The sequence below is a fragment of the Streptomyces sp. NPDC059166 genome (genome assembly GCF_042755185.1).
Taxonomy (GTDB): domain Bacteria; phylum Actinomycetota; class Actinomycetes; order Streptomycetales; family Streptomycetaceae; genus Streptomyces.
In genome coordinates this window covers 1-21,163 of sequence record NZ_JBHZCI010000060.1, presented here as the reverse complement: position 1 = coordinate 21,163, position 21,163 = coordinate 1, and the positions used below count along the sequence as shown (strand labels likewise).

The window sequence follows — 21,163 nt, the reverse complement described above, 5'->3', positions numbered from 1 at the left end:
CCCGGCATCGCGGTTGTTCGTCAGCGCTTCATGAGGGCGAAGACTCCCCGTCCGAGGTACTCACGCGTGGAGCCCGCGCAGCGGGCGGGCTCGGTGGTGAGTTCGTCGCCAACCCGGGTGCCGGTTCGTCGTGAGGATTCCGGTCGAGCCAACGGCGCATGCTGAGCCACTGGGCCGCGGCGTAGCGGTCGCAGCTGTCCTGGTCGGCCGGCACCATGTCCGCGATGTCGTAGCCGAGTCCCTGGAACCGCTCGATCAGTTCCGGGAGCGGTGCGAAGTCCGCGACGGCTGACGCGTGGCACGCCTTGGCGGTCTCCTCGTCGGGAGGGGTCCGCCAGAATCCTCTGCACCGAGCCTGCCGTCGGGCGGCCGGCACCCCGGCCGTGGTCCGGCGCTCTCGCAGCAGGTCGGTGCGGCCGCCGACGGCACACCACGGGGGCGACCTGGCAGGCAGCCGTCCGGCGTCAGGCAGATCCCGTCATCCCCGGCGCCCGAGGATGTCACCCACCGGGTCCTCGCCCAGGGAGACCTCGGCGGTGATCCTCTTGCCGACAGGCTCACGGTGCATCGAGAAGCCGCGCGACACGGCCATCACGATCTCCAGGCCGTGCTGGCCGATCCGGGTCGCGTCCGGGGCCTGGACCGAGGGCATGGCCGTCTCGCTGTCCCACACGCTCACCTCGACCGCACCGTTCTCGACCCTCAGCGTCAGCAGGCAGGGTCCCGGGGCGTACTTCCGCGCATTGGTCACCAGCTCGCTGACCACGAGCTGAACCGTACCCAGCACGCGGCCGGGGACGGGAATGCCGTGAACGGTCTGCACGTCGCCCAGAAAGGAGCGGGCCAGCTCGCGGGCCTGTGCGATGTCCTCACCGCGGTCGAAGGCGGCGGAAGCCCACGGGGCATCGCCGGTCGACGACCGCTGCTCACAGTTCTGCGCCACCATCCGGTCCATGCACCCCGCCCGATCTCGTATACCCTCTTCGTCCCGCTCAGGCGTCTACCCCGTATCACCGGTGGCAGGCCAGGGAATCCCCGACGACTTCCGAGCACGGCTCGCAACCACGATGTACAGCGGGTGCATGCGCCCCACCGTCCTCACCGAGCCCATCGCGTATCGCGTGGCGACCCTGGGCCGGTCCGGTGGGCATGGCCGCCGACGGAATCCCGAGGGGGCGGCGTAGCCCGGTCCTGCGGGGCGGGCTCCGTCCGCCGCCCGGATTCGTCGGAGCCCGAACCGCGAGCAGGTCCTCGAAGCGGTGCTTCGAGGACCTGCTCGGTGAAAGCCGCTGACGCGGAATCAGGCGGCGGTGATGTTCTCCGCCTGGGGGCCCTTCTGGCCCTGGGTGATGTCGAAGGTGACGGCCTGGCCTTCCTGGAGCTCACGGAAGCCGGTGGCGTTGATGTTCGAGTAGTGAGCGAAGACGTCCGGCCCGCCGCCGTCCTGCTGGATGAAGCCGAAACCCTTCTCGGCGTTGAACCACTTAACGGTGCCGCTGGCCATGCTGGTGCCCTTCGCTTCGATATCCGGACCCGCACCGCGCGAGCTCCGGGGCGTCGTGGTCCCACCGCACAGCAAGACGCCCGCACCGGAGCGCGGGCATGAACGGCGAACCACGACAGCTGGCAGGAACGCTACATGGCGAAGCCGCCCGCCACCAGAGAGCCACATCTGAACATCTGCCGTCGCCTGCCGCTCTTTACGCGCGGTCGAGTTCGTGATCGAGTTCGCCATGCCGGTTCGGACGGCCTCCGGGGAGGGGTCGAGGGGGAAGGGAAGCACTGCGACGGGAGCTGCCGCCACGGACGTCCCGTGCCTGTGCCCGCTCTGTCGTGCCCCCGACCGTCACCTGCGTCATTCCGCCACCGGGCGCCCTGCACCCACCCTCGCGAACGCTCGTTCTGTCACGGAAGGGATCCTGTGCCGGAGACTCGACCTGAACCTGCCGGGAAGTATGATCAAGCGATGTCTGACATGACGGAAACCACGCCCGGTTGGCTCAGCACTGACGAACTGGACATGGCCCGGGCCCGGATGCCCGTCCTCTACGTCGAGGCCGTGCCCGTGCGGGTCGACGAGAGCGGCGAAGTCACCAGCATCGGGCTGCTGCTGCGGATCGGCGCCGACGGAACCATCAGCCGTGCCCTCGTGTCCGGGCGGGTGCTGCACCACGAGCGCGTCCGCGACGCCCTGCTTCGGCACCTGGAGAAGGACCTCGGCTCGGTGGCGCTCCCCCGTGTCCCGTCGTCCCTGCAGCCGTTCACCGTCGCCGAGTACTTCCCCACGGCGGGCGTCACGCCCTTCCACGACCCCCGTCAGCACGCGGTGTCCCTCGCCTACGTCGTCCCGGTGACCGGTGACTGCCGGCCGCGGCAGGACGCCCTGGACCTGGTCTGGTTCAGCCCTGAGGAGGCAGCCTCACCGGCGGTGCAGAACGAGATGCCGGGCGGGCACGGGGTGCTGCTGAAGCAGGCTCTCGCCCATGTCGGACACGTCTACTGACACTCGCCGGGCCTTCCGCGCGGTCGTCCCACCGCGCCCTCCAGCACCGCGCGGCCGAGCGCCGTCCGGTGGTGGAGGACACGCACTCCCTGACGCCGGGAGAGCAGGAGACCGGCCTCACGGAGCACGGTGACGTGCCTGCTGGTCGTGGACGGCGCGAGTCTCAGGGCCGCGGCGAGGTCCGTGGTGGTCAGCGGGTGGTCCAGCAGGCGCAGCAGTTCGGCACGCGAGACGCCGATGAGCTGCGCCACCGGGGCATGCCCGTCGTGCCCGCTGCCGCGATCCAGCCATCCGGGCGGTGGTGAGAGCGGGTGGACGAGCACCGGCGGCAGTGACTCGTCGACCAGGGCCAGCGGAGCACGTACGCAGAAGAAGGCCGGAACGAGCGTCAGAGTCCTTCCTCGCAGGGCGAGTCGGCGGTCGACCGGATAGGGGGCTCGCAGGGTCTGGTCCTGGTAGCGCCATCCGGGCAGCTGATCGTATCCGGTGAGCAGTCCCTCCGCCCCGCGGACGAGAGCGGCGTGAGCGCGTACGGTACGGTCGGCCGCCGCGTGTGCCCGCATGGCGGGGAGGTAGGGCGCGACAGCCACCCGGTGATAGGCGCGGAGAGCGGCTCCCAGGCGGCCGAGCGCCTCGGGGCAGCCGTCGGCGAGCGTGCGCATGCCCGCCGGCACGGGCCCCGCCCTCCGGGCGTGCAACCGGCCGATCTCCGCCCGCAGCCGTCGTCTCGGAGTGGAGAGCAGCCGCTCGAGCCCGCTCTCCAGGTCGGTGTCCCCGCGTCCCGGCGTGAGGAAGTCGGGGAAGTACGCACCGTCCGGGCAGAGGCGCATCAGGGCCTGCGCGGCCGCCGCGAGGCCCGATCGCCGTAGTGCGGCACTGACCTCACGCCGCCAGGGTCCGAAGACGAGTGGCGCTTGGCGGTTCTGCAGGAGGTGCAGGCTCAGCGCTGTTTCCCAGAGCGGGTCCACATCGGACGCGACGCACAGCCGGGCCAGCTCCTCGCTCGTGAACTCCACCCGAATCACAGCGCCCCCCGGTGGTCACGGGCTCTCGACGGCGCCCGGGCATCGGAACTCTACGCGCATCACAAGCCTGACGCATGCATGTCAGACGCATATACGGCGCACGAGGGCTGATACGGCCGGAACCCACGGCTGCCCGACCGGATCCGGATCCCGGCCGGGCAGCCGTGAGAAGGCGTCACATGTCAGCAGAGCGGGACGCCGGGCAGCTTCGCGTCGGGATGATCGATGTAGATGTTGCTGATGAAGCCGTTCTGGTCGCGCAGCTTGCTCCACCAGTTGTTGCTGTATCCCTCGGCGTTGACGGTGTCGCCCTGCTTCTGGCACAGCACGCGGACGGCGGTGGGGCCGCCGAGGGTGGCCACGACAGCGGCGCCGATCCGGGCAGCCGCGCGTACGTTCACGCCGCTGCCCCAGGTGGTGAACGGGACACCGGCACCACCGCAGCCGTTGTCACTGGTCAGGTACGCCTGGTTGTAGCTGCCGGGGTAGGAGAGGCCGGCGCCGTTGATGACGATGTTCTGTCCGACCCCGTTGAACAGCTGCTCGTAGTGGATGTGCGCACCCGAGGAGTTGCCCGTACTTCCTGTGACACCGATCTGCTGCCCCTGGGCGACGTAGGCGCCGCCGGCCACGGAGTAGGCGGAGAGATGGAAGTAGTAGGTCGTCCAGCCACCGCCGTGATCGATCGCGATGTAGTTGCCCGCTCCGCTCGGCTGCGAGTACCGGGTGGCCGTGCCGGCTGCCGAGGCGAGCACCGGGGTGCCCGCCGTGGCGCCGCCGTCGGTGCGTACGAAGTCCAGCGCGCGGCGCACCTCGGCGGAGTGGTGGCTGTAGGTCCACCGCTGGCCGCACGGATAGGGGGCCTTGAAGACCGGTGCGGCCGTGGCACCGGACCCGCCCGCCTGCGCGGGAGTCGCGGTCAGTCCGGCCACGGCCAGGAGGGCCGCGACGAACAGCACGGGAAGACGTCTGAGGAACCTCACGGATGCTCCTTGGTGGGGGCGGCGGCCCGGAGGCGACCGGGCCGGTGCACGGTGAGACGTCGGGAACGTAGCGGTGGCCCTCGGCGCTGACAAGCGCGCCCACGCCCACTTCGCCCAGGAACGAATTCCTTGCCGCCCCGTCCGGTCGCCGCCACCGTGACGTCACGCGTCACAGCGCCTCCGGTTCGGGGGCCGGACGCGTCCGCGCAGCGAAGCACTCCCCCTCATGCTCATACCTTCGTCGACCACCCTCCCCGTCCCCCCACGAGAAGGAGGCGCCGCCGTGCGCCACGCACCGAGACCGAACCCCGTCGTCCGCCGGATCCGCCGGGCGCAGGCGGCCACCGCCACTCTGTCCGCTCTCGTCGCCCTGACCCTGACGTCCGGACCGGCCGAGGCGCGCGAGGAGGCCCGCCTCGGGCCCCTCAGCTGGGAGGCGGACCTCTCGGCGCCCGCTGCGGAGGGGAGCAACGTCAGCCGCACAGGGTCGGGGTTGCGCCTCCAGGACGCGGGCCTCGGCCCCGCTTCCTCCCGGTCCTCCCGGGGGCAGGGCACGGTTCTGCTTCCTCCGCGCGCCCTCGACCGCGCCGTCGATGTGATCACCCCCGACCTCGACGCCACCGTCCCCGCCGGCGCGCAGGTTTCCGTCGACGTCCGCGGCCGGGACGGGCTGGGCAGATGGACGGAATGGCGGGAGGCCCGGGAGGACTCCCCCGCCCTGCTGCCCCGGGCCGTCACCCGTGTCCAGACCAGGATCATCCTGGCCTCGGGGCCGGACGGCGCGGCGCCCGCTGTCCGGGGCCTGCGGCTGAGCGCCGGACTGGAAGCCGACACGCAGAAGGCGCTCGCCGCCGAAGCCCTCTCGGCCACGGTCTACGCGACCCGGGAGGGCCTGGTCGGCGGGACCACCGCGAACGGGCATGTGATCGTACCGAACGACCACTTCGTGGCTCTGCCCTCGCGCCGCGGGCTCTCGCCGAAGGGCAGCGGCCAGTACTCGGTGCGCGTCTGCGGTCCCGTACGGTGCGAGACGGCACCGGTGTGGGACGTCGGCCCGTGGAACACCCGTGACGACTACTGGAACCCGTCATCGGTGCGGGAGACGTTCAAGGACCTCCCCCAGGGCAGGCCCGAGGCCCAGGCCGCCTATCAGAACGGCTACAACGGCGGACTGGACGGCTCCGGCCGCCGGGTACTCAACCCGGCCGGCATCGACCTGGCCGACGGTACGTTCCACAACGTCGGTCTCGACAACAACGGATGGGTGACCGTCACCTATCTGTGGACCGGCACCGGGGCGCCGACGAAGTCCTTTCCCACCTGGGGAACCGCGGTGAACATCCGCCGGCAGCCCACCAGCACGTCCGCGAGTGTCGCCCAGCTTCCGGGACCCACGACGGTGCGTGTGCAGTGCCAGGTCCACGGCCAGCTCGTCGAGGCCGACGGGCACAGCAACGACGCCTGGTCCTACCTGCCCGACTACGGCGGCTACGTCTCCAACATATTCATCGACGTGGCGGACAGCTGGTTGCCCGGCGTCCCGAACTGCTGACCGTGACGGGGTCTTCGGGGAGCCCCGTCACGGCCGGCGGTCCGGCGCCCGAGAGAGAAGGCCACTGCTGGGGCCCGGTCTCACCCGGCGTGGCCGGCGGCTGACAGCCGGAGCGTCAGGATCTGGAACGGGCGCAGCGCGATCCGTACGCCGCCGGCGGTCACGGGCAGGTCGGGGCCGTCGGGCGACGGCCGTTCGAGCAGGTCGGTCACGGTGGCTGCGCGCAGGGGAAATCCAGCTCGCAGAAAGGCCGTGGCGCGGCCGCCGAGCGACTCGTAGAGGCGCACGATCACGTCTCCCGAGCGGTCGTCCGCGAGCTTGACCGCCTCGATCACGACAGCGTCGTGATCGGTCCCTGCCAGCGGGGCGACGACGGCGCTGCCGGGTACGGTGCGTTCCGCCAGGTTGAAGTGGTATCCCTCACGGACGGCGTCCGCGATGTCCGCTCCGAGCACCAGGCCGTAGCGCAGGCGGTGCTCACCCTGGTCGGCGTCAGGGTCCGGAAACCGGGGTGCCCGCAGGAGCGAGAGCCTGGCGGTGGTCGTCGTGCCCCCGTCGGGACGCACGTCGCGGGTGACGTCGTGGCCGTAGGTGGAGTCGTTGACCAGTGCCGCTCCCCAGCCGGGCTCGGCAAGGTGCAGGAAGCGGTGGGCGCAGATCTCGAAACGGGCCGCGTCCCAGCTGGTGTTGGAGTGGGTGGGCCGCTCGACGTGTCCGAAGGGGATCTCCCCGGCGGAGTGGCCGGCCCGGAGGTCGAGGGGGAAGGCGGCCTTGAGGATCTTCTCCCGCTCACGCCAGTCGACGGTGGTGTCGATGTCGAGCCGGCGGGAGCCGTCCGGCAGGGTCAGCACCTGGCGGATGCGCGAACGGTTGACGGTCCGCACGATCTCGATGCCGTCAGGGTGAACCGTGACCGCGTCGGCCCGGGTGAGGTCCTGGACCGTGTTGCGGTAGAACGCGTCGACGTCCCAGGCGTCCCACTGGTTGGGGAAGTCCTGGTGGAGCTGGAGCAGGTTGCCCACGGCCCCCGGTGCGAGCGCCTCGCGCCCGGCGGTCAGGTCGTAGGCGGAGGTGATGAGGCCGCGGGCATCGACCGTGACGCGCACCAGCCCGTTGTCGAGGACGAGGCCGCCGTCGGAGCTGTGGCGCGCGGTGGTGGTCGGCACGGGTGCGGTGCGAGGTGCGGCGCCGAGTGCGGGCACACCTTCGCGGCGGTGCGGTGCGGCGTTGAAGACGGTGGCACCACCGTCCGCGTGGGGAGGGCCTGCCAGTGCACGCTGGGCGGTGTCGATGACCGCGTTCAGTTCCCGGGCGACCTCCTGATGGGCCTGCTCCGTCTCCCGGTGCACCCAGGCGATCGACGACCCGGGCAGGATGTCGTGGAACTGGTGCAGCAGCACGGTCTTCCACACGCGGTCGAGCAGCGCGTACGGGTAGGGCTCACCGGTGCGTACGGTGGCGGTCGCGCACCACAGTTCCGCCTCCCGCAGCAGGTGTTCGCTGCGCCGGTTGCCCTGCTTGGTGGCGAGCTGGCTGGTGAGTGTGCCCCGGTGGAGCTCCAGGTAGAGCTCGCCGACCCAGACCGGTGCGTCGGCGTACTCCTCACGCGCCTTGGTGAAGAAGTCGGCGGGTCCCTCCATCGCGACCTTCGCGGAGCCTTCCAGATCCGAGAGGCGCTCGGCACGCGCCAGCATCTCGCGGGTGGGTCCGCCGCCCCCGTCGCCGTAGCCGAACGGTACGAGGGAGCGGTTGGCGGCCCCCTTGTCGCGGAAGTTGCGTTCGGTGTGGCCGATGTCGGCGCCGGAGAGGTCTCCGTTGTAGGAGTCGACGGGCGGGAAGTGGCTGAAGATCCGCGAGCCGTCGATGCCCTCCCACCAGAAGGTGTGGTGCGGGAACGCGTTCGTGGTGTTCCACGAGATCTTCTGGGTGAGGAACCAGTCGATGCCCGCGAGCTTCATGAGCTGGGGCAGCGCGGCGTTGTAGCCGAAGGTGTCCGGGAGCCACATGTCGCGTGTCTCGACGCCGAACTCCTCCAGGTAGAAACGCTTGCCGTGGACGAACTGGCGGACCAGGGACTCGCCGCCGGAGAGGTTGGTGTCGGGTTCGACCCAGAGACTGCCGGTCGGCAGGAACTGCCCGGTCGCCACCTTCTCCCGCACCCGTGCGTACACCTCGGGACGCTGTTCCTTGAGCCAGGCCAGCTGCTGGGCCTGTGACATGACGAACCGGAAGCCGGGGTGGTCGTCCATCAGCGCCGTCACGTTCGAGACGGTCCGTGCCGCCTTGCGCACCGTCTCGCGTACCGGCCAGAGCCAGGCCGTGTCGATATGGGCGTGGCCGACGGCCGAGATGCGGTGGGCGCCCGCGTGGGCCGGCGCGGAGAGAGCGGGGGCCAGCAGCTCCCGGGCGCGCCCGGAGGTGCCGCTGACGTCCTGCAGATCGATCGCGTCGAGGGCCTTGCCCACCGAGTGCAGGATCTGGGCGCGCCGGTTGGAGTCCACGGGCAACTGGTGCATGAGCCCGGAGAGCACGTCGAGGTCCTGGACCAGCTCCCACACCGTCCGGTCGAAGACCGCGAGATCCGTCCGGGTCAGCCGGTAGAGCGGTGGCCCGGACGGCCCGGCGGGTCCCTCCGGGCGCAGCCAGGAGGCCGCATCTCCGGACCGGGTGGGGACGAACGGGTCGCCGCCGGAGCCGGAGTCGAAGATCAGCGGGTTGGCGGCGGCCTCGACGTGGAACTCGAACTCCTCATCGCCGCAGGCGCGTTCGGCGACGGGAAGCCAGGTGTTACGTGGGTTGAGAGCCTTGACCGGGGTTCCGTCGGGCCGGTACACGAGGCCTTCCGCGGAGAAGCCCGGCTGCGTGGCGCCGAAGCCGAGGTCGAGCACCGCTTCGACGCGCTCCCCCGCCCACTCGGCGGGTACGGTGCCGCGGATCCTGAACCAGCTCGTCGACCAGGCAGGCCCCCAGAGCTCACCGGTCCCGACCGGCTCGTACGGTCCGGCGATCCCCTCGCTCACCGGGACCGGCTCACCGCGGACATGATGGGCGCTCACCTCCAGCGGGAGGGAGCGGGCGTGGACAGCGGGCCTGAGCCGCTGGTCGAGCACCCGGGCGAGCCGGCGTTCGGTCAGCGTGCGGTCGTCGTGCATGAGGGCTCCATCGGAACGTTCCGCGCGGTGGGCGGCGGAAGCCCACGGAACGGTGTGTTCCGGAGGCGTGGGGACGCGCGTGGTTACGGTCGGCCGGTCCCGTACCGGATGACCTCGGTGGGGACCACGGAGCGTCGTGCGGGCAGCGGGGTGCCTGGGCCTGCCTTGATCCGGTCGATCAGCATCTGACCGGCTCTGCGCCCGATCTCGTCGGCGTCGTAGGACGCGATCGTGAGAGGCAGTCCGAGCACGTCCGCGAGGTCGAAGTCGTCGAACCCGGCCAGGGACACGGGGACGTCGAGGGTGCGCACGGCTCGGATGGCCCCCTGGGTGAGGCGGTTGTTCGTGCAGAAGAGGGCGGTGGGGGCGTCCGGCGCCTGGAGCAGGGTCGCGGCGGCACGCTCCGCCGCGGCCACATCGGCCAGTCCGCGGCGGATGTGGCGTTCGTCCGGCTCCAGACCGGCGGCCTCATGGGCGGCCCAGTAACCGCGGAAGCGTTCGGCACCCGTGTAGAGCGCGGGCGGGTTCCCGAGGAAGCCGATGCGGCGGTGGCCGTCCTCGATCAGCCGGCCGGTGGCCGCCTCCGCCCCGCCGAAGTCGTCGACCAGCACGCAGTCGGCGTCCATGCCCGCCGGGGGCCGGGAGGCGAGGACGATCGGCATGCCGTGCAGTGCGGCCGGTGCGAGATGACGGTGGCTGCCGCCGGCGGGCACCACGATCATCCCGTCGACCTGACGGGACGCCAGGTCCTCCACCAGACCGCGCTCGCGTTCGACCTGCTCTGCGGTGTTGGAGAGCAGGACCCTGAGACCGTGTTCGTAGGCCACTTCCTGGACGCCGAGGGCCAGTCGCGAATAGAAGGGGTTGGCCAGGTTGGTGACGACCAGGCCGATCATCCCGCTCCCGCCGAGGCGGAGCCGGCGGGCGGTCTCGTTCCGCCGGTATCCGAGCTCGTCGACCGCGCTCAGCACCCTTTCCCGGGTGGCTTCGGCGACCCCGGGGTCGTCCTTGAGCACCCTGGAGACGGTCATCGCGCTGACCTTGGCGCGGGCAGCGACGTCACGCATCGTCGGCATGGCGACGTCACTCGGTCGGTGCTGCACCACGGCCGGTCCCTCCTTCGTGCCGTAAGCGGGTCTGCGCCGTCGGTGGGCTCCCGGAGCCTCAGGCGCCGTCATTGTAGAGAGTGGTGGGCCTTCGGCGCCTCGAAGGGCGTGGCCCCGGCGGCGAGAGGGCCCTGTGCCGGCGGGCCTCCCTCCGTCCGTCGCTCCATCGCCCAGTGCGCGGCGCCGATCAGCGGCGCGTCGTCGGGCCGTCGGGCGGTACGCAGATCCATCGCGGCGACCACCGCTCCCTCCCCCGCGGCCTCCGCGCCGGCGGTCAGTCCGGTGCGCAACGCGGGGCCGATGAGATCCCAGGAAGCGGTCATGGAGCCGCCGACGACCATCACATCGGGCCGGAACGCGGCGCACCAGGGGGCCAGTGCGCGCCCCAGTGCGGTGAAGCATCCGCTGATCGTGGCGAGGGCGTGCGGGTCGTTCCGGCGCGCCAGCGCGGCGATGGCTCTGACGTCGGGGACACCGGCACGTTCGTCCAGGCCCGCGGCCCCGGCGTACCGGGCCCGGATCGCCTGCCGCGAGACCACCTCCTCCAGCGGCCGTCCGTCGACGGTGATGCGGTGGGCCCGGCCCTCGGGCGGCACGTCGGGGCCCTCGGTGACGGGACGGCCGTCGCGGAGGAACGAGGATCCGACGCCGGTGCCGAGCGTGACGCACACGGAGCGGCCGGGCTTCGCGAGGTCCGCGCCGTGGTGCTCCCCGAGGGCGAAGGCGTCCGCGTCGTTGAGGAAGCTGATGGCACGCGGATGAGGGAGCCGGTCGCGCAGTTCCGCCCCGACGTCCACGCCGTGCAGGGCCTCGAACTTGCCGATGCCCCGGAACCTGCCGATGCCGGCTGCGTAGTCGAAGGGTCCCGGGACGGCGACCCCCCAGTGTGCGCCGTGCGGCGCGGCGAGGTGCCGGGCGGCGTCCGCGAAGGTGTCGAGGATCTCCGCGGCGCCCCCGTCGGCCGGCACCGGCCGCCGTACGGCGGTCCCGGCGGCCGGCGGACGGGTGGTCATGTCCACGAGCGCGGCGGTGACATGGGTACCGCCGATCTCCAGCACGGGCACCTGGGTCATGCGGACTTCACCAGGGACTTGACGACCTGTACGGGCCCCGTGCCGACGGGGTGGAGGCGGTAGCCGCCCACGCCCGCCGGCACGGTGAGGGTCTCGGCGAACGCCAGGTCGTGGCGGAGGCCGCCGGCTGTCTCGACCACGACCCCGTCACCGGCGGTGACGTTGAGGATGTGGAAGCGCCCCGCGGTGTCGTCGTCCGCCGGGGCCGTGCCGTCGAGCACGAAGCGGTGGACCGCGTAGAACATCTCCGGCAGGCGACCGATGACCTCCTCACGCCAGCCCTCGCCCTCGCGCAGGACCCGGGGCCGCTGGACGAGGTCCTCGGCGACGTCGGCACCGCGCCGTGCGGAGTCGAGGTTGGCGAAGGCGTGGGCGTGGGACAGCGGCCTCGGAACCCCGGAGCCGGTGCGGCGCAGCCAGTCGTAGAGGCGGAGCGAGTAGAGGTAGGGCGTGGCACTGATCTCGAGGACGAGGTTGCCGGCCCCGGAGGCGTGCGGGGTGCCGGCCGGGATCATGAACAGCTGTCCGGGGGCGGCCGGGAAGGTCTGGACGTGGTCCTCGACGCGCAGGGGAGTGCCGTGCTCCGCCGACGCCTCCACCTCCTTGCGCAGGATGTCCACGTCCGTACCCTGCCGCAGCCCGAGAAAGACCTGGGCGCCGGGCTCGCTCGCGGTGACGTAGTACGTCTCGTGCTGGGTGTAGGGCCACCCGAAGGTGTCCCGCATGTACCGCTCCTGCGGGTGGCAGTGCAGGGACAGGTTGCCGCCTTCGACGGTGTCGAGGTAGTCGAAGCGGATGGGGAAGGAGGTGCCGTAGCGCTGGTGCACGTCCGCGCCGAGGAACTCCTCGGGATGCAGGACGCACATCAGCTGGAAGGGCAGTTCCACCTGCGCCCCGGCGTCCTGACCGACGAGCACGCCCGCCTCGGGGGCGATCAGTTCGTAGCCGAGTGCGGTGTTGCCTCCGTCGGCCGCGAAGCCGAGCCGCTCGGCGGCCCACCGGCCTCCCCAGGGTGTGGAGTTGAAATAGGGGCGGGTACGGACGGGCTGCCGGGCGAGCCGGGCGAGGCTGGCACGGAACTCCTCGCCGCTCAGGGACGCGGGGGCCAGCGGGTCCTGTACGTCGATCCACCGGTCGATCCGGGGCGCGAGCCCGTCACGGTGGCGGTCGCTGACGGGCCAGTCCGTGTAGAAGAGGCTGCGCAGCTCACCCGGGACGTTCGGGCGGCCGAGGTTGACGCCCACGGGCAGCGTCCCGGAGGCGACGGCGCTCTCGGCGTACCGCTTGGGCAGGTCGGCCCACCAGAGCAGATCGGGTGAGCAGAGGGCCGCACCGGGGCCGAACACCAGCAGGACCCCGCTCGCCGGGCGCTCGACCGCCGGGCCCGCCTCGAAGAGGTCCGCCATCTCGAACTCGGCCAGCGGCAGGAAGAACGCGTCGGCCTCGGCGGCGGGCACGCACAGCCGCTCGACGGCCGGCGCCGACCAGCGCTCGCGTACGTCCAGGACGGCGGTCTCCACCGACCGGGCGCGCAGGGCTTCGGCGATCCCTCGGGCGGCCGCCTCCCAGTCCAGGGCCGCGGGCCCGTCCAGCGCGAGCACGACGGGCCGGCCGGGCAGGGTCGCGACCGCGGCGTCCCATCCGGTGAGCACCGTTCCGGCGGCCGGATAGCGGGGGTTGCGTTCGTAGGGGCGGGGCTCTGAGTGCACAGCTACTCCTGAAGGACGAGCGGTCGACCATGGGATGGTAACGATAACAATCAAGGCGAACAAGGGAGCCGCCCATCCGCCTTGAATAACCCCAGCTAGATGCCGCACATCAATGGATTCTCGCCACAGAGTCTTGTTTCAGCGCGCATGGTGTCGTTAACATCCAGGCCATCCGAACCGCCGACTCCGTGCGGTTCGGCGAGATCTCTCCGAGGGCCCTGCCCTCACCCACCACACCCCACAGCCAGGGATCCCTGCCGGGATCCAAAGGGAAGGGAACCCATGAGATCAATCGGCGGGGCGACACAGTGGTCGTCCCACCCACCTGGCCGCCGCAGCGTTCTGGCGGCCATCGGAGCGGGCGGTGCGGCCCTCCTGACCGGTTGCGCCCGGGGAGACAGCACCGCGGTGAAGCCGGGCACCACCTCGCTCGCCAACGACAACGCCACCTGGGACCAGGGCTATGTCGCGGCCGGGCGGGAGCTGAAGAAGCTCACCGGGCACTCGTTGCGTCCGCTGTCGAACCCGAACCCCACGTCGTACCGCCAGGTCACGCAGATCTCGCTGCAGACGACCAAGGCCACCGACATGATCAAGTGGGCGTCCGGATACTTCCTCAAGTCGCTCGCCCGCACCGGGGAACTCAGCGATCTCTCCTCCGTGTGGACCGACTACGAGCGCAAGGGCTGGGTCACCTCGCAGGCACGTGAACCGATGTCCTACCGCGGCTCCGTGTACGGGATCCCCCTCTACGAGTCGTACTACGTGCTCTTCTACAACACCGCGGTCTTCCGCAAGCACGGACTGCGGGCTCCCGGCACGTGGGAGGAGATGCTGCACAACGCCGAAGTGCTGAAGAAGGCCGGTATCACCCCGTTCGTAGCCACCCAGGCCGGCAACTGGCCGGCGTACGAGTGGTTCCAGGAGCTGGTCAGCAAGGTGGACCCGGAGTTCTACGCGGAGCTGATCGCGGGGAAGGCGAGCTACACCGACCCGCAGGCGAAGCAGGCCCTCCAGATCTGGCAGGACTTCATGCGCAAGGGCTGGATGACGGCGGCGGACTTCGACCAGAACAACGGTCCGGCCGCGCTCAAGGCGGGACGGATCGGCATGTTCCTGCACGGTTCCTGGCAGTCGCAGGGAATCGCGGCGACCGGGATGAAGCCCGGGGTCGACTTCGACGCCTTCGTCATGCCGCCCGTCGGCTCCTCCACCCGCCGCTCCGTCATCACCGAGTCCGGGGTGCTCGCCGTGCCGCGCAAGGCCGTCTCGCACGACGCCGCCATGGCCAACGCGGCGAACTGGCTCGACCCGAAGGTCCAGAAGGTGTGGACCGACTTCCTCCAGGACTCCTCGGCCAACCCGCTCTCGCGGCCGGGCAACCCGGTGATCGCCGGGCTCAAGGACCGGGCGATCGAGGAGCGCTGGACGCTGCTGCCCCGGTACGGCGAGTCGGGCCCGCCCAACCTCATCCAGGGAAACACCGACGACCTGGGGAGTTTCATGACCGGTGCCGCCTCGGCCGACGCCACCCTGCGCGGCATGGCGGGCCGGGCGGCGAAGGAGTGGGCGGCATGGGAGAGGGACGAGTCATGAGCACCTCCCTCGACAGGAGCACGCCGCCGCGCCTCCGGCCCGGGGTCCCGCCCGGCCCCCGTCCGTCCGGTTCCGGGCCGGCCCGACGGCCCTCGCGCCCGCTGCGGGACAGGCTGGCGAGCGCCGGCTTCCTGGCCCCGGCCGTCGTGCTGGTGGGCGCGCTGCTCCTCGCCCCGTTCGCCACCACCGTCTACCGGAGCTTCTTCGACGACCGCCGGATCTCCGGGTTCGCGGGGCTCGGCAACTACACCCTCTTCCTCGACGATCCGGTGCTGACCCGGTCGATCCAGAACACCCTGATGTGGGTGGTCGGCACGGTCGTCCTGCCGCTGGTGCTGGGCCTCGCCATCGCCGTGATGACGGACGGCGCCCGGTGGTCGCGGGTGGCACGACTGGTCGTGGTCCTCCCCTACGCGCTGTCCGGTTCGGCCGTCGCGGTCGTGTGGAACTTCGTCCTCAACACCGACGGCGCCGCGAACCAGGTCCTCAAGGCGTTCGGCATGGGCTCACTCGCCCAGGGCTGGTTGCTGGAGTGGCCCGGCAACACGCTGGTGATGATCGTGGCCAACACCTGGCAGTCGGCGGGCGTGGCGGTGATCCTCTTCCTGGTCGGCCTCCAGACCATCCCGCCGGAGACCCTTGAGGCGGCCTCCCTCGACGGGGCCGCGGGCTGGCGGAAGTTCTGGTACGTCGTGCTCCCGCAGCTGCGGACCGTCTCCGTCGTCGTCGTCGGCACCAGCCTGGTCAACGGGCTGAAGTCCTTCGACCTGATCTGGGTGCTCACCCAGGGCGGTCCCGGCCGGCAGTCCGAGACCCTCGCGGTCTCGATGTACCAGGAGACGTTCCTCGCCCTGCACCCAGGGGCCGGCGCGGCGGTCGCGGTCGTGCTCACCGCGATCGTGCTGTTCGCCTCGTGGCTCTATCTGCGGCGCCAGCTGACCCCGAAAGGCGACTGATCATGTCCATCACCCGAACCGCCTCGGGTCCCGGCCCGCGAAGGCGGCCCACCCCGGGCCGGATCATCCGCAACACGAGCCTCGTGGTCATCTCCCTGATCTGGGCCCTGCCCACATGGCTGCTGCTCGTCAACGCCCTGGTCCCGGCGGCGGAGTACGGCGGCACGCCGCACTGGTGGCCGCAGGGCTTCGGCCTCTTCGACAACATGTCGCAGGCCTGGACCAAGGCCGGTCTCGGCCCCTCCATGGGCAACAGCCTGCTGTACGCCGTCACGAGCGCCGCCGTCGCGATCGTCGTGGCCACCACCGCCGCGTTCGCGACCGTGATCATGCCGGTCCGGCACAAGGCCCTGTGGTTCTGGCTCATCTACTCCGGGACGCTGCTGCCGCTGCAGGTCTTCCTGCGGCCCCTGTTCCTCGCCTACGCGGGCACCGGTCTCTACGACGCCCAGTTCGGCCTGTTCCTGGTCTATGCGGCGATCGCCATCCCCTTCGCCTACTTCATCATGCGCAACTTCGCGCTGACGCTGGCACCGGAGATCATCGAGGCCGCCCGGATGGACGGCGCGTCGTGGTGGCGCGTCTTCTGGCAGATCCACGTCCCGCTGTCCAGGTCCGCCATGGTGGCCGCCTTCGTCTTCCAGTTCGTCTCCGTCTGGAACGACCTGCTGTTCGGGATAACGCTCTCCACCAGCAAGAACATCCGCCCGGTGATGGCCGCGCTGGCCGAACTCCAGGGCAACTACTCCAACGTGGGACCGCCGGTGGTACTCGGCGGCGCACTCCTGGTCTCGCTGCCGACCGTCGTCCTGTTCTTCTCCGCGCAGCGCTTCTTCGTCAGCAGCCTCAAGCTGCACGGCTGACCCCGTCGCGGCCACCCGTCACCGTTCCACCCTTCCGAAAGGCAGACCGTGGTGAAGACACCCGTACGCGCCGCACTGGCCCTCGCCGTACTCTCGGGGGCGCTCTGGGCGAGCCCCGCCGCCGCGGCCGGCGGCGACCGGACGACACCGGCCGCCACCTGGACCCACCGCGCCGAGGTCACCTACGACGCACTGCAGCAGCACCTCTACCAGGGCCCCCGGGCGCACGGACTGTACCTGGAGAAGACGCCGCTCAAGGAGGGGGAGAACCCTCACTCCTACCTCTGGCCACTGCGCGAGGCGGCCGCCGCGACCGTCGACATGTCCGAACTGCCAGGTGTCGGCTCCCGCTACGACCGGGACGCGGCCGAGCGCTTCAGCACGCTGCGGCTGTACTTCGACCCCCGCGACGGCAGGCCCGGGTACGACTCCTACCTGCCGGCACCGCTCGGACAGGGCGGGGACGTCTTCTACGACGACAACGCCGTCGTGGGGCTCTCCTTCCTCGACCAGTACCGGGCGACCGGCGAGAAGGCCTACCTCCGACGGGCGCGGGAGACCTACGAGATCGTGAGCCGCGGCTGGGACGAGGACCCCGCCAAGCCGTGCCCCGGGGGCATGCACTGGGTCGACTCCCCCGGCAACACGATGCGCGCCGCCAACGTCACGGGACTGGCCGCGCAGCTCGCCGCGGAACTCCACGCGATCGACCACGACGCGGCGTCCCTCGCGAGCGCGAAGCGGTGGTACGCGTGGAACTGGTCGTGTCTGCGCCGGTCCCCCGGCCTGTACGAGAACAGCCGTGACGACGACGGCACCGTGAACACCACCCTGTGGTCGTACAACTCCGGCGCGATGATCGGGACCGCGACCACGCTCTACCGCGCGACCGGGGACCGGAGTTATCTCGACCGTGCCGTCGAGGACGCGCAGGGCTCACTCGCGTACTGGAAGGAGGGCGACAGGCTGCACGACCAGCCCGCGATCTTCAACGCCTTCTACTTCGACAACCTGCGCATCCTGGACGAGGTGCGGCCCGATCCCGCCTACCGGTCGACCGCGGCGACCTATGCCGAACGGACCTGGAGGGAGAACCGGACAGCGTCCGACGGCCTGTTCCGCTTCCAGCCCTCCGGCGGCGGCGATCACGCTCCGGAGGCACAGGCCGAAACACTCGAGCAGTCCGCGATGGTGCAGATCTTCGCCGGTCTCGCCTCCGACCGTTCCTGAACCGCCCACCCCGGACAGCACGTCCCGGTACCGAACACGAGTGGAGATCTCTCCCATGCCCCGCCCCGCACTCGCACGTCCCTCCTGGTGGGACTCGAACATGGCCCGAGACATCCTGCGCGATCGCGCGGTGTCCGCCGAGAGGACCCTCGGCGGACACCGGGTCAGGCTCTCCTGCGAGCCGCTCCTGCGCCATGACGGCGCGGGCGGCCTCCTCCAGTCCGTACGCGTCTCGGCCGGCCGCCCGGTGACCCGGGCCGGCGTCACCACGGTCTCCGGAAGCGTCCTGCGCTGCGACGTCCTGCCCGGGCCCGGTACGGACAGCCGGCTGCTGGTCCCGGAGGTGGAGACGCCGACCCCGGTCCTGGTCGAGCTGCCGGAGATCGCGGTCGGCGAGAGCTTCGAGGTGCTGCTGACCCCGCAGCGCCACTGGACGCTGCACCTGGTCCAGCACGCCCATCTGGACATCGGCTACACCGACCCGCAGAGCACCGTGCTCGCCGAGGGACGCAAGTACCTCGACTCCCTGCTCGAACTGTGCCGCACCACCGACGACTGGCCCGAGGAGTCCAAGTTCCGCTGGGCGGTCGAGGGTTACTTCAGTTTCGAGAACTGGTCCCGGAACCGGCCGGCCCGCATGGTCGCGGAATTCCTGGACCGGGTACGCGAAGGGCGCATCGAGCTGACGGCGATGCCCTTCAATCTGCACACCGAGACCTGCTCCACGGACGAGCTGCACGAACTCCTGCGGCCCATACGTGAGTTGCGGGACCACGAGGGCATCGAGATCACCACTGCCATGCAGACCGACGTGCCCGGGCAGGTCGTGGGGCTGCCCGACGTCCTCGCGGACAGCGGGATCCGTTACCTGTCCGTCGCCCACAACTGGGCGGGCCGGGCGGTGCCGCACCACGTGGGCGGGCAGGACCTTCCGCGCCTCTTCCGCTGGCGGGCGCCGAGCGGCCGCGAGGTACTGGTCTGGCGTACCGACACCCCTCACGGTCTCGCGTACATGGAGGGCTCGATCATCGGGTTCGACGAGTCGTTCGACCGCGTCGACGACCTGCTTCCCCACTACCTCTCGGCGCTGACGAACCACCAGTATCCGCACGAGGGCCGCGGCATCCCCGGATTCCCGGTCCTGGACGAGGAGTTCAAGGGAGACCCCTACCCGTGGGACTTCCTGCACCTGCGGGTGCTGGGCAAGTTCGCCGACAACGGGCCGCCGCGCCGCATCATCGCGGACACCGTACGCCGGTGGAACGAGGAATGGGCCTTCCCCGTCCTGCGCACCTCGCGCAACGAGGACTTCTTCCGGGACGCCGAGGAGAGGCTCGGCGACCGGATCGAGACGTACGAGGGCGACTGGACGGACTGGTGGGTCGACGGTGTGGGGGCCGGCGCCGTACCGCTGGCCGCCACCCGTGACGGACAGGCGGCGCTGGCCGACGCCCAGACCCTGGCGGGCCACGCGGAGATCCTCGGAGCCCCGGACGGAGCGCGTGTCACCGGGGCCGCGCCCGAGGTGTACCGTGCCGCCTCGCTCTTCAACGAGCACACCTGGGGGGCCGGCGACCCCTGGACGCACGGCGACCACGGCCACGCCTCGGGCGAGCGGCAGTGGCACTGGAAGTACGCCCAGGCCCTGAAGGCCGACGACGGGGCCCACACCCTGCTGGACGCCGCCTCCGCGGCCCTGGGCGAACGCCTGGCCCCGCGCGGCGGGACGCTCGCCGGGTACTACGTCGTCAACACCTGCAGCTGGGAAAGGTCGGAGACGGTCCGGCTGTTCCTCCCCGAGAGCACTGTTCCGCTCGCCGACGAGGTCCGGGTCGTCGACTCCCGCTCCGGCGCGCGGCTCGAGGTGACGGAGGAGGCGCAGAGCAACGAACTCCACCGGGCGGCGGGGCGTTTCCTGCTGTTCCGGCTGGCCGGTGTGCCGGCCCACGGCGCGGTCAGGGTGGACATCGAGCCCGCGGCCGCCCCGCCCGCCCGGTCCGCCGCCCCGACCGGCGATCCCACCGTCCTGGAGAACGAGTTCCTGCGGGTCCATGTGGACCTGCGGTCGGCGTGCATCGACTCGGTCCTGGACAAGCGGACGGGGCACGAACTGGTCCGCCAGGACGCCACCGTCGGCTTCAACGGATACGTGTACGACGAGTACGCCACGGCCGGCGGGTTCAACCACCAGTCGAGCAAGACGACCGCCGACGACTCGATGCACCTGCTGGCCACGCGCACGACGGCTCCCCCGGCGGCGCTGGTGGAACGGGTCTCGGACGCGACCGGCGAGACCCTGGTCTACGAGTGCGCCCCGGCGGGCACCCGGCGCCTCCGGGTCAGGGTCCACCTGCCCCGCGCGAGCGCCCGGATCGATCTGGAGAACCGGATCGACAAGGCGGCGACACTGACGAAGGAGAGTGCGTTCTTCGCCTTCCCCTTCGCGATGTGCTCCCCGGTGCTCCGGATGGAGGCGACCGGCGGCGTCACCGGGACGGGGCTGCCCACGGTGCCCGGATCCGCCCGGCACATGCGGGCCGTGCGCCGCTGGATCGGTCTCCAGGAGGGAGGAACGACCGCCGCGCTGGCCACCCATGACGCGCCGTTGGTCCAGGTGGGCGGGATCGCCATCCCCTATGTGCCGTACCCGCAGTCACTGGCTCAGGAGGAGCCGGGAACGGTGTTCTCGTGGGTGCACAACAACATCTGGGACACCAACTTCCCTTCGGAGCAGGCGTTCGACCACACGTTCCGCTACAGCATCGGCTGGGCGGGCGCGGAGACCTCCGCCGCCGTGCTGGGTATGCGCACCGCAGCCGTCGGCAGCCGGCCCCTGGCGGCGGTACGGGCGGGCGGGACGCCGGTGGCCGACCCCGCGGACTCGTACGCGCTCATGGCCGTCGACGACCCCCGCGTGCGTGTCGTCGGTCTGACCGTGCCCGAACCGGGGCGGCTGCTCGTACGGCTGCAGTCCTTCGCCGAGGAGCCGGTCACCTGCCGGGTCACCCCGGGCTTCGCCGTCACCGGTGCCGCGGCGGCCGGCTACCTGGGCGCGCCGGGAGCCGCCCTGCATCCCGAGGCCGACGGCTCACTTCTGGTACCGGTGCCCCGGCTCGGCACCACGGCGGTGTCGTTGACACGGGAGGAGTCGCCGGACTCCGGGAGGTGACCGACTCCGCCGGGGAGGCCCGTTCGTGAGGACGGCAGGGCCGCGGACACCGATGCGGCGGGAGGTGAGCCGGGCCTGCGCCTCCCCCGCCGACGAGGACCGTTCGCGACATCCGGGGGCGGGGCCGGGCCCCCCCCAGCAATGCCGGGGGCCCGGGGGCCCCCCGACCCAGTGCGGCCCCCCCCCCCCCGCGGGCGGGGAAATAAAAAATTAATAAAAAATATAAAATTGGTGGGTGTGGTTGTT

At 71.2% G+C, this 21,163-nt stretch carries 15 protein-coding genes and 1 pseudogene; 7 read left to right on the top strand and 9 right to left on the bottom strand.

All coding sequences use genetic code 11. The features are described 5' to 3' along the window. Positions 1-20 precede the first annotated feature (20 nt). The 3 genes and pseudogenes from ACFXOA_RS30315 to ACFXOA_RS30305 form a co-directional block, all read right to left on the bottom strand. Positions 21-340: pseudogene (locus tag ACFXOA_RS30315) on the bottom strand (SAM-dependent methyltransferase); the annotation flags it as partial. 138 nt (positions 341-478) lie between these two features. Then, complete coding sequence (locus tag ACFXOA_RS30310) at positions 479-946, bottom strand: ATP-binding protein (RefSeq protein ID WP_385035063.1); 468 nt, start codon at positions 944-946, stop codon at positions 479-481. Positions 947-1,300: 354 nt separating this feature from the next. Further along, a complete protein-coding gene (locus ACFXOA_RS30305; RefSeq protein WP_018552900.1) occupies positions 1,301-1,504 on the bottom strand; it encodes a cold-shock protein in 204 nt (67 codons plus the stop codon). Between the two features lie 462 nt (positions 1,505-1,966). On the opposite strand from ACFXOA_RS30305, the gene ACFXOA_RS30300 reads away from it, so the two are divergent. Then, complete coding sequence (locus ACFXOA_RS30300) at positions 1,967-2,503, top strand: NUDIX hydrolase family protein (RefSeq protein WP_385035045.1); 537 nt, start codon at positions 1,967-1,969, stop codon at positions 2,501-2,503. Here the strand turns inward: ACFXOA_RS30300 and ACFXOA_RS30295 are convergent. Both ACFXOA_RS30295 and ACFXOA_RS30290 read right to left on the bottom strand, forming a co-directional pair. Beyond that, complete coding sequence (locus ACFXOA_RS30295; RefSeq protein WP_385035043.1) at positions 2,497-3,519, bottom strand: ArsR/SmtB family transcription factor; 1,023 nt, start codon at positions 3,517-3,519, stop codon at positions 2,497-2,499. The genes ACFXOA_RS30300 and ACFXOA_RS30295 overlap by 7 nt on opposite strands. A 191-nt stretch (positions 3,520-3,710) precedes the next feature. Then, a complete protein-coding gene (locus ACFXOA_RS30290) occupies positions 3,711-4,511 on the bottom strand; it encodes a peptidoglycan DD-metalloendopeptidase family protein (RefSeq protein WP_385035041.1) in 801 nt (266 codons plus the stop codon). 283 nt (positions 4,512-4,794) lie between these two features. Here ACFXOA_RS30290 and ACFXOA_RS30285 point away from each other — a divergent pair, with 283 nt between their 5' ends. Beyond that, positions 4,795-6,063, top strand: coding sequence for a hypothetical protein (locus ACFXOA_RS30285; RefSeq protein ID WP_385035039.1), 1,269 nt, complete (start codon positions 4,795-4,797; stop codon positions 6,061-6,063). A gap of 80 nt (positions 6,064-6,143) precedes the next feature. Here ACFXOA_RS30285 and ACFXOA_RS30280 read toward each other — a convergent pair whose 3' ends face one another. From ACFXOA_RS30280 to ACFXOA_RS30265, 4 genes are all read right to left on the bottom strand, one after another. Continuing rightward, the gene (locus tag ACFXOA_RS30280) at positions 6,144-9,215 is read right to left on the bottom strand and encodes an alpha-mannosidase (protein WP_385035037.1); all 3,072 of its coding nucleotides are present in this window, start codon (positions 9,213-9,215) and stop codon (positions 6,144-6,146) included. A gap of 83 nt (positions 9,216-9,298) precedes the next feature. Next, positions 9,299-10,282 (bottom strand): LacI family DNA-binding transcriptional regulator, encoded by a 984-nt coding sequence (locus ACFXOA_RS30275; RefSeq protein WP_385035061.1) that lies wholly within the window; start codon positions 10,280-10,282, stop codon positions 9,299-9,301. A 107-nt stretch (positions 10,283-10,389) separates the two neighbouring features. Then, positions 10,390-11,394, bottom strand: coding sequence for an ROK family protein (locus tag ACFXOA_RS30270; protein WP_385035035.1), 1,005 nt, complete (start codon positions 11,392-11,394; stop codon positions 10,390-10,392). Further along, on the bottom strand, positions 11,391-13,103 hold the full coding sequence (locus ACFXOA_RS30265) for a class I mannose-6-phosphate isomerase (protein ID WP_385035033.1): 1,713 nt from the start codon (positions 13,101-13,103) through the stop codon (positions 11,391-11,393). The genes ACFXOA_RS30270 and ACFXOA_RS30265 overlap by 4 nt, the downstream gene beginning before the upstream one ends. Before the next feature lie 282 nt (positions 13,104-13,385). On the opposite strand from ACFXOA_RS30265, the gene ACFXOA_RS30260 reads away from it, so the two are divergent. Genes ACFXOA_RS30260 through ACFXOA_RS30240 form a run of 5 tightly spaced genes read left to right on the top strand, consistent with a single transcriptional unit; the run spans position 13,386 to position 20,917 of the window. Then, positions 13,386-14,699 carry an ABC transporter substrate-binding protein gene (locus ACFXOA_RS30260; protein WP_385035031.1) on the top strand — a complete coding sequence of 438 codons (1,314 nt, stop codon included), beginning with the start codon at positions 13,386-13,388 and terminating at the stop codon, positions 14,697-14,699. Further along, positions 14,678-15,655: a carbohydrate ABC transporter permease gene (locus ACFXOA_RS30255; protein WP_385035029.1), complete on the top strand. Its 978-nt coding sequence runs from the start codon at positions 14,678-14,680 to the stop codon at positions 15,653-15,655. Before ACFXOA_RS30260 ends, ACFXOA_RS30255 begins: the two co-directional genes overlap by 22 nt. 2 nt (positions 15,656-15,657) lie before the next feature. Beyond that, positions 15,658-16,518, top strand: coding sequence for a carbohydrate ABC transporter permease (locus tag ACFXOA_RS30250; RefSeq protein WP_385035027.1), 861 nt, complete (start codon positions 15,658-15,660; stop codon positions 16,516-16,518). Between the two features lie 48 nt (positions 16,519-16,566). Next, on the top strand, positions 16,567-17,748 hold the full coding sequence (locus ACFXOA_RS30245) for a glycoside hydrolase family 76 protein (RefSeq protein WP_385035025.1): 1,182 nt from the start codon (positions 16,567-16,569) through the stop codon (positions 17,746-17,748). A 55-nt stretch (positions 17,749-17,803) separates the two neighbouring features. Beyond that, positions 17,804-20,917 (top strand): alpha-mannosidase, encoded by a 3,114-nt coding sequence (locus ACFXOA_RS30240; RefSeq protein ID WP_385035023.1) that lies wholly within the window; start codon positions 17,804-17,806, stop codon positions 20,915-20,917. The last annotated feature ends 246 nt before the right edge of the window (positions 20,918-21,163 follow it).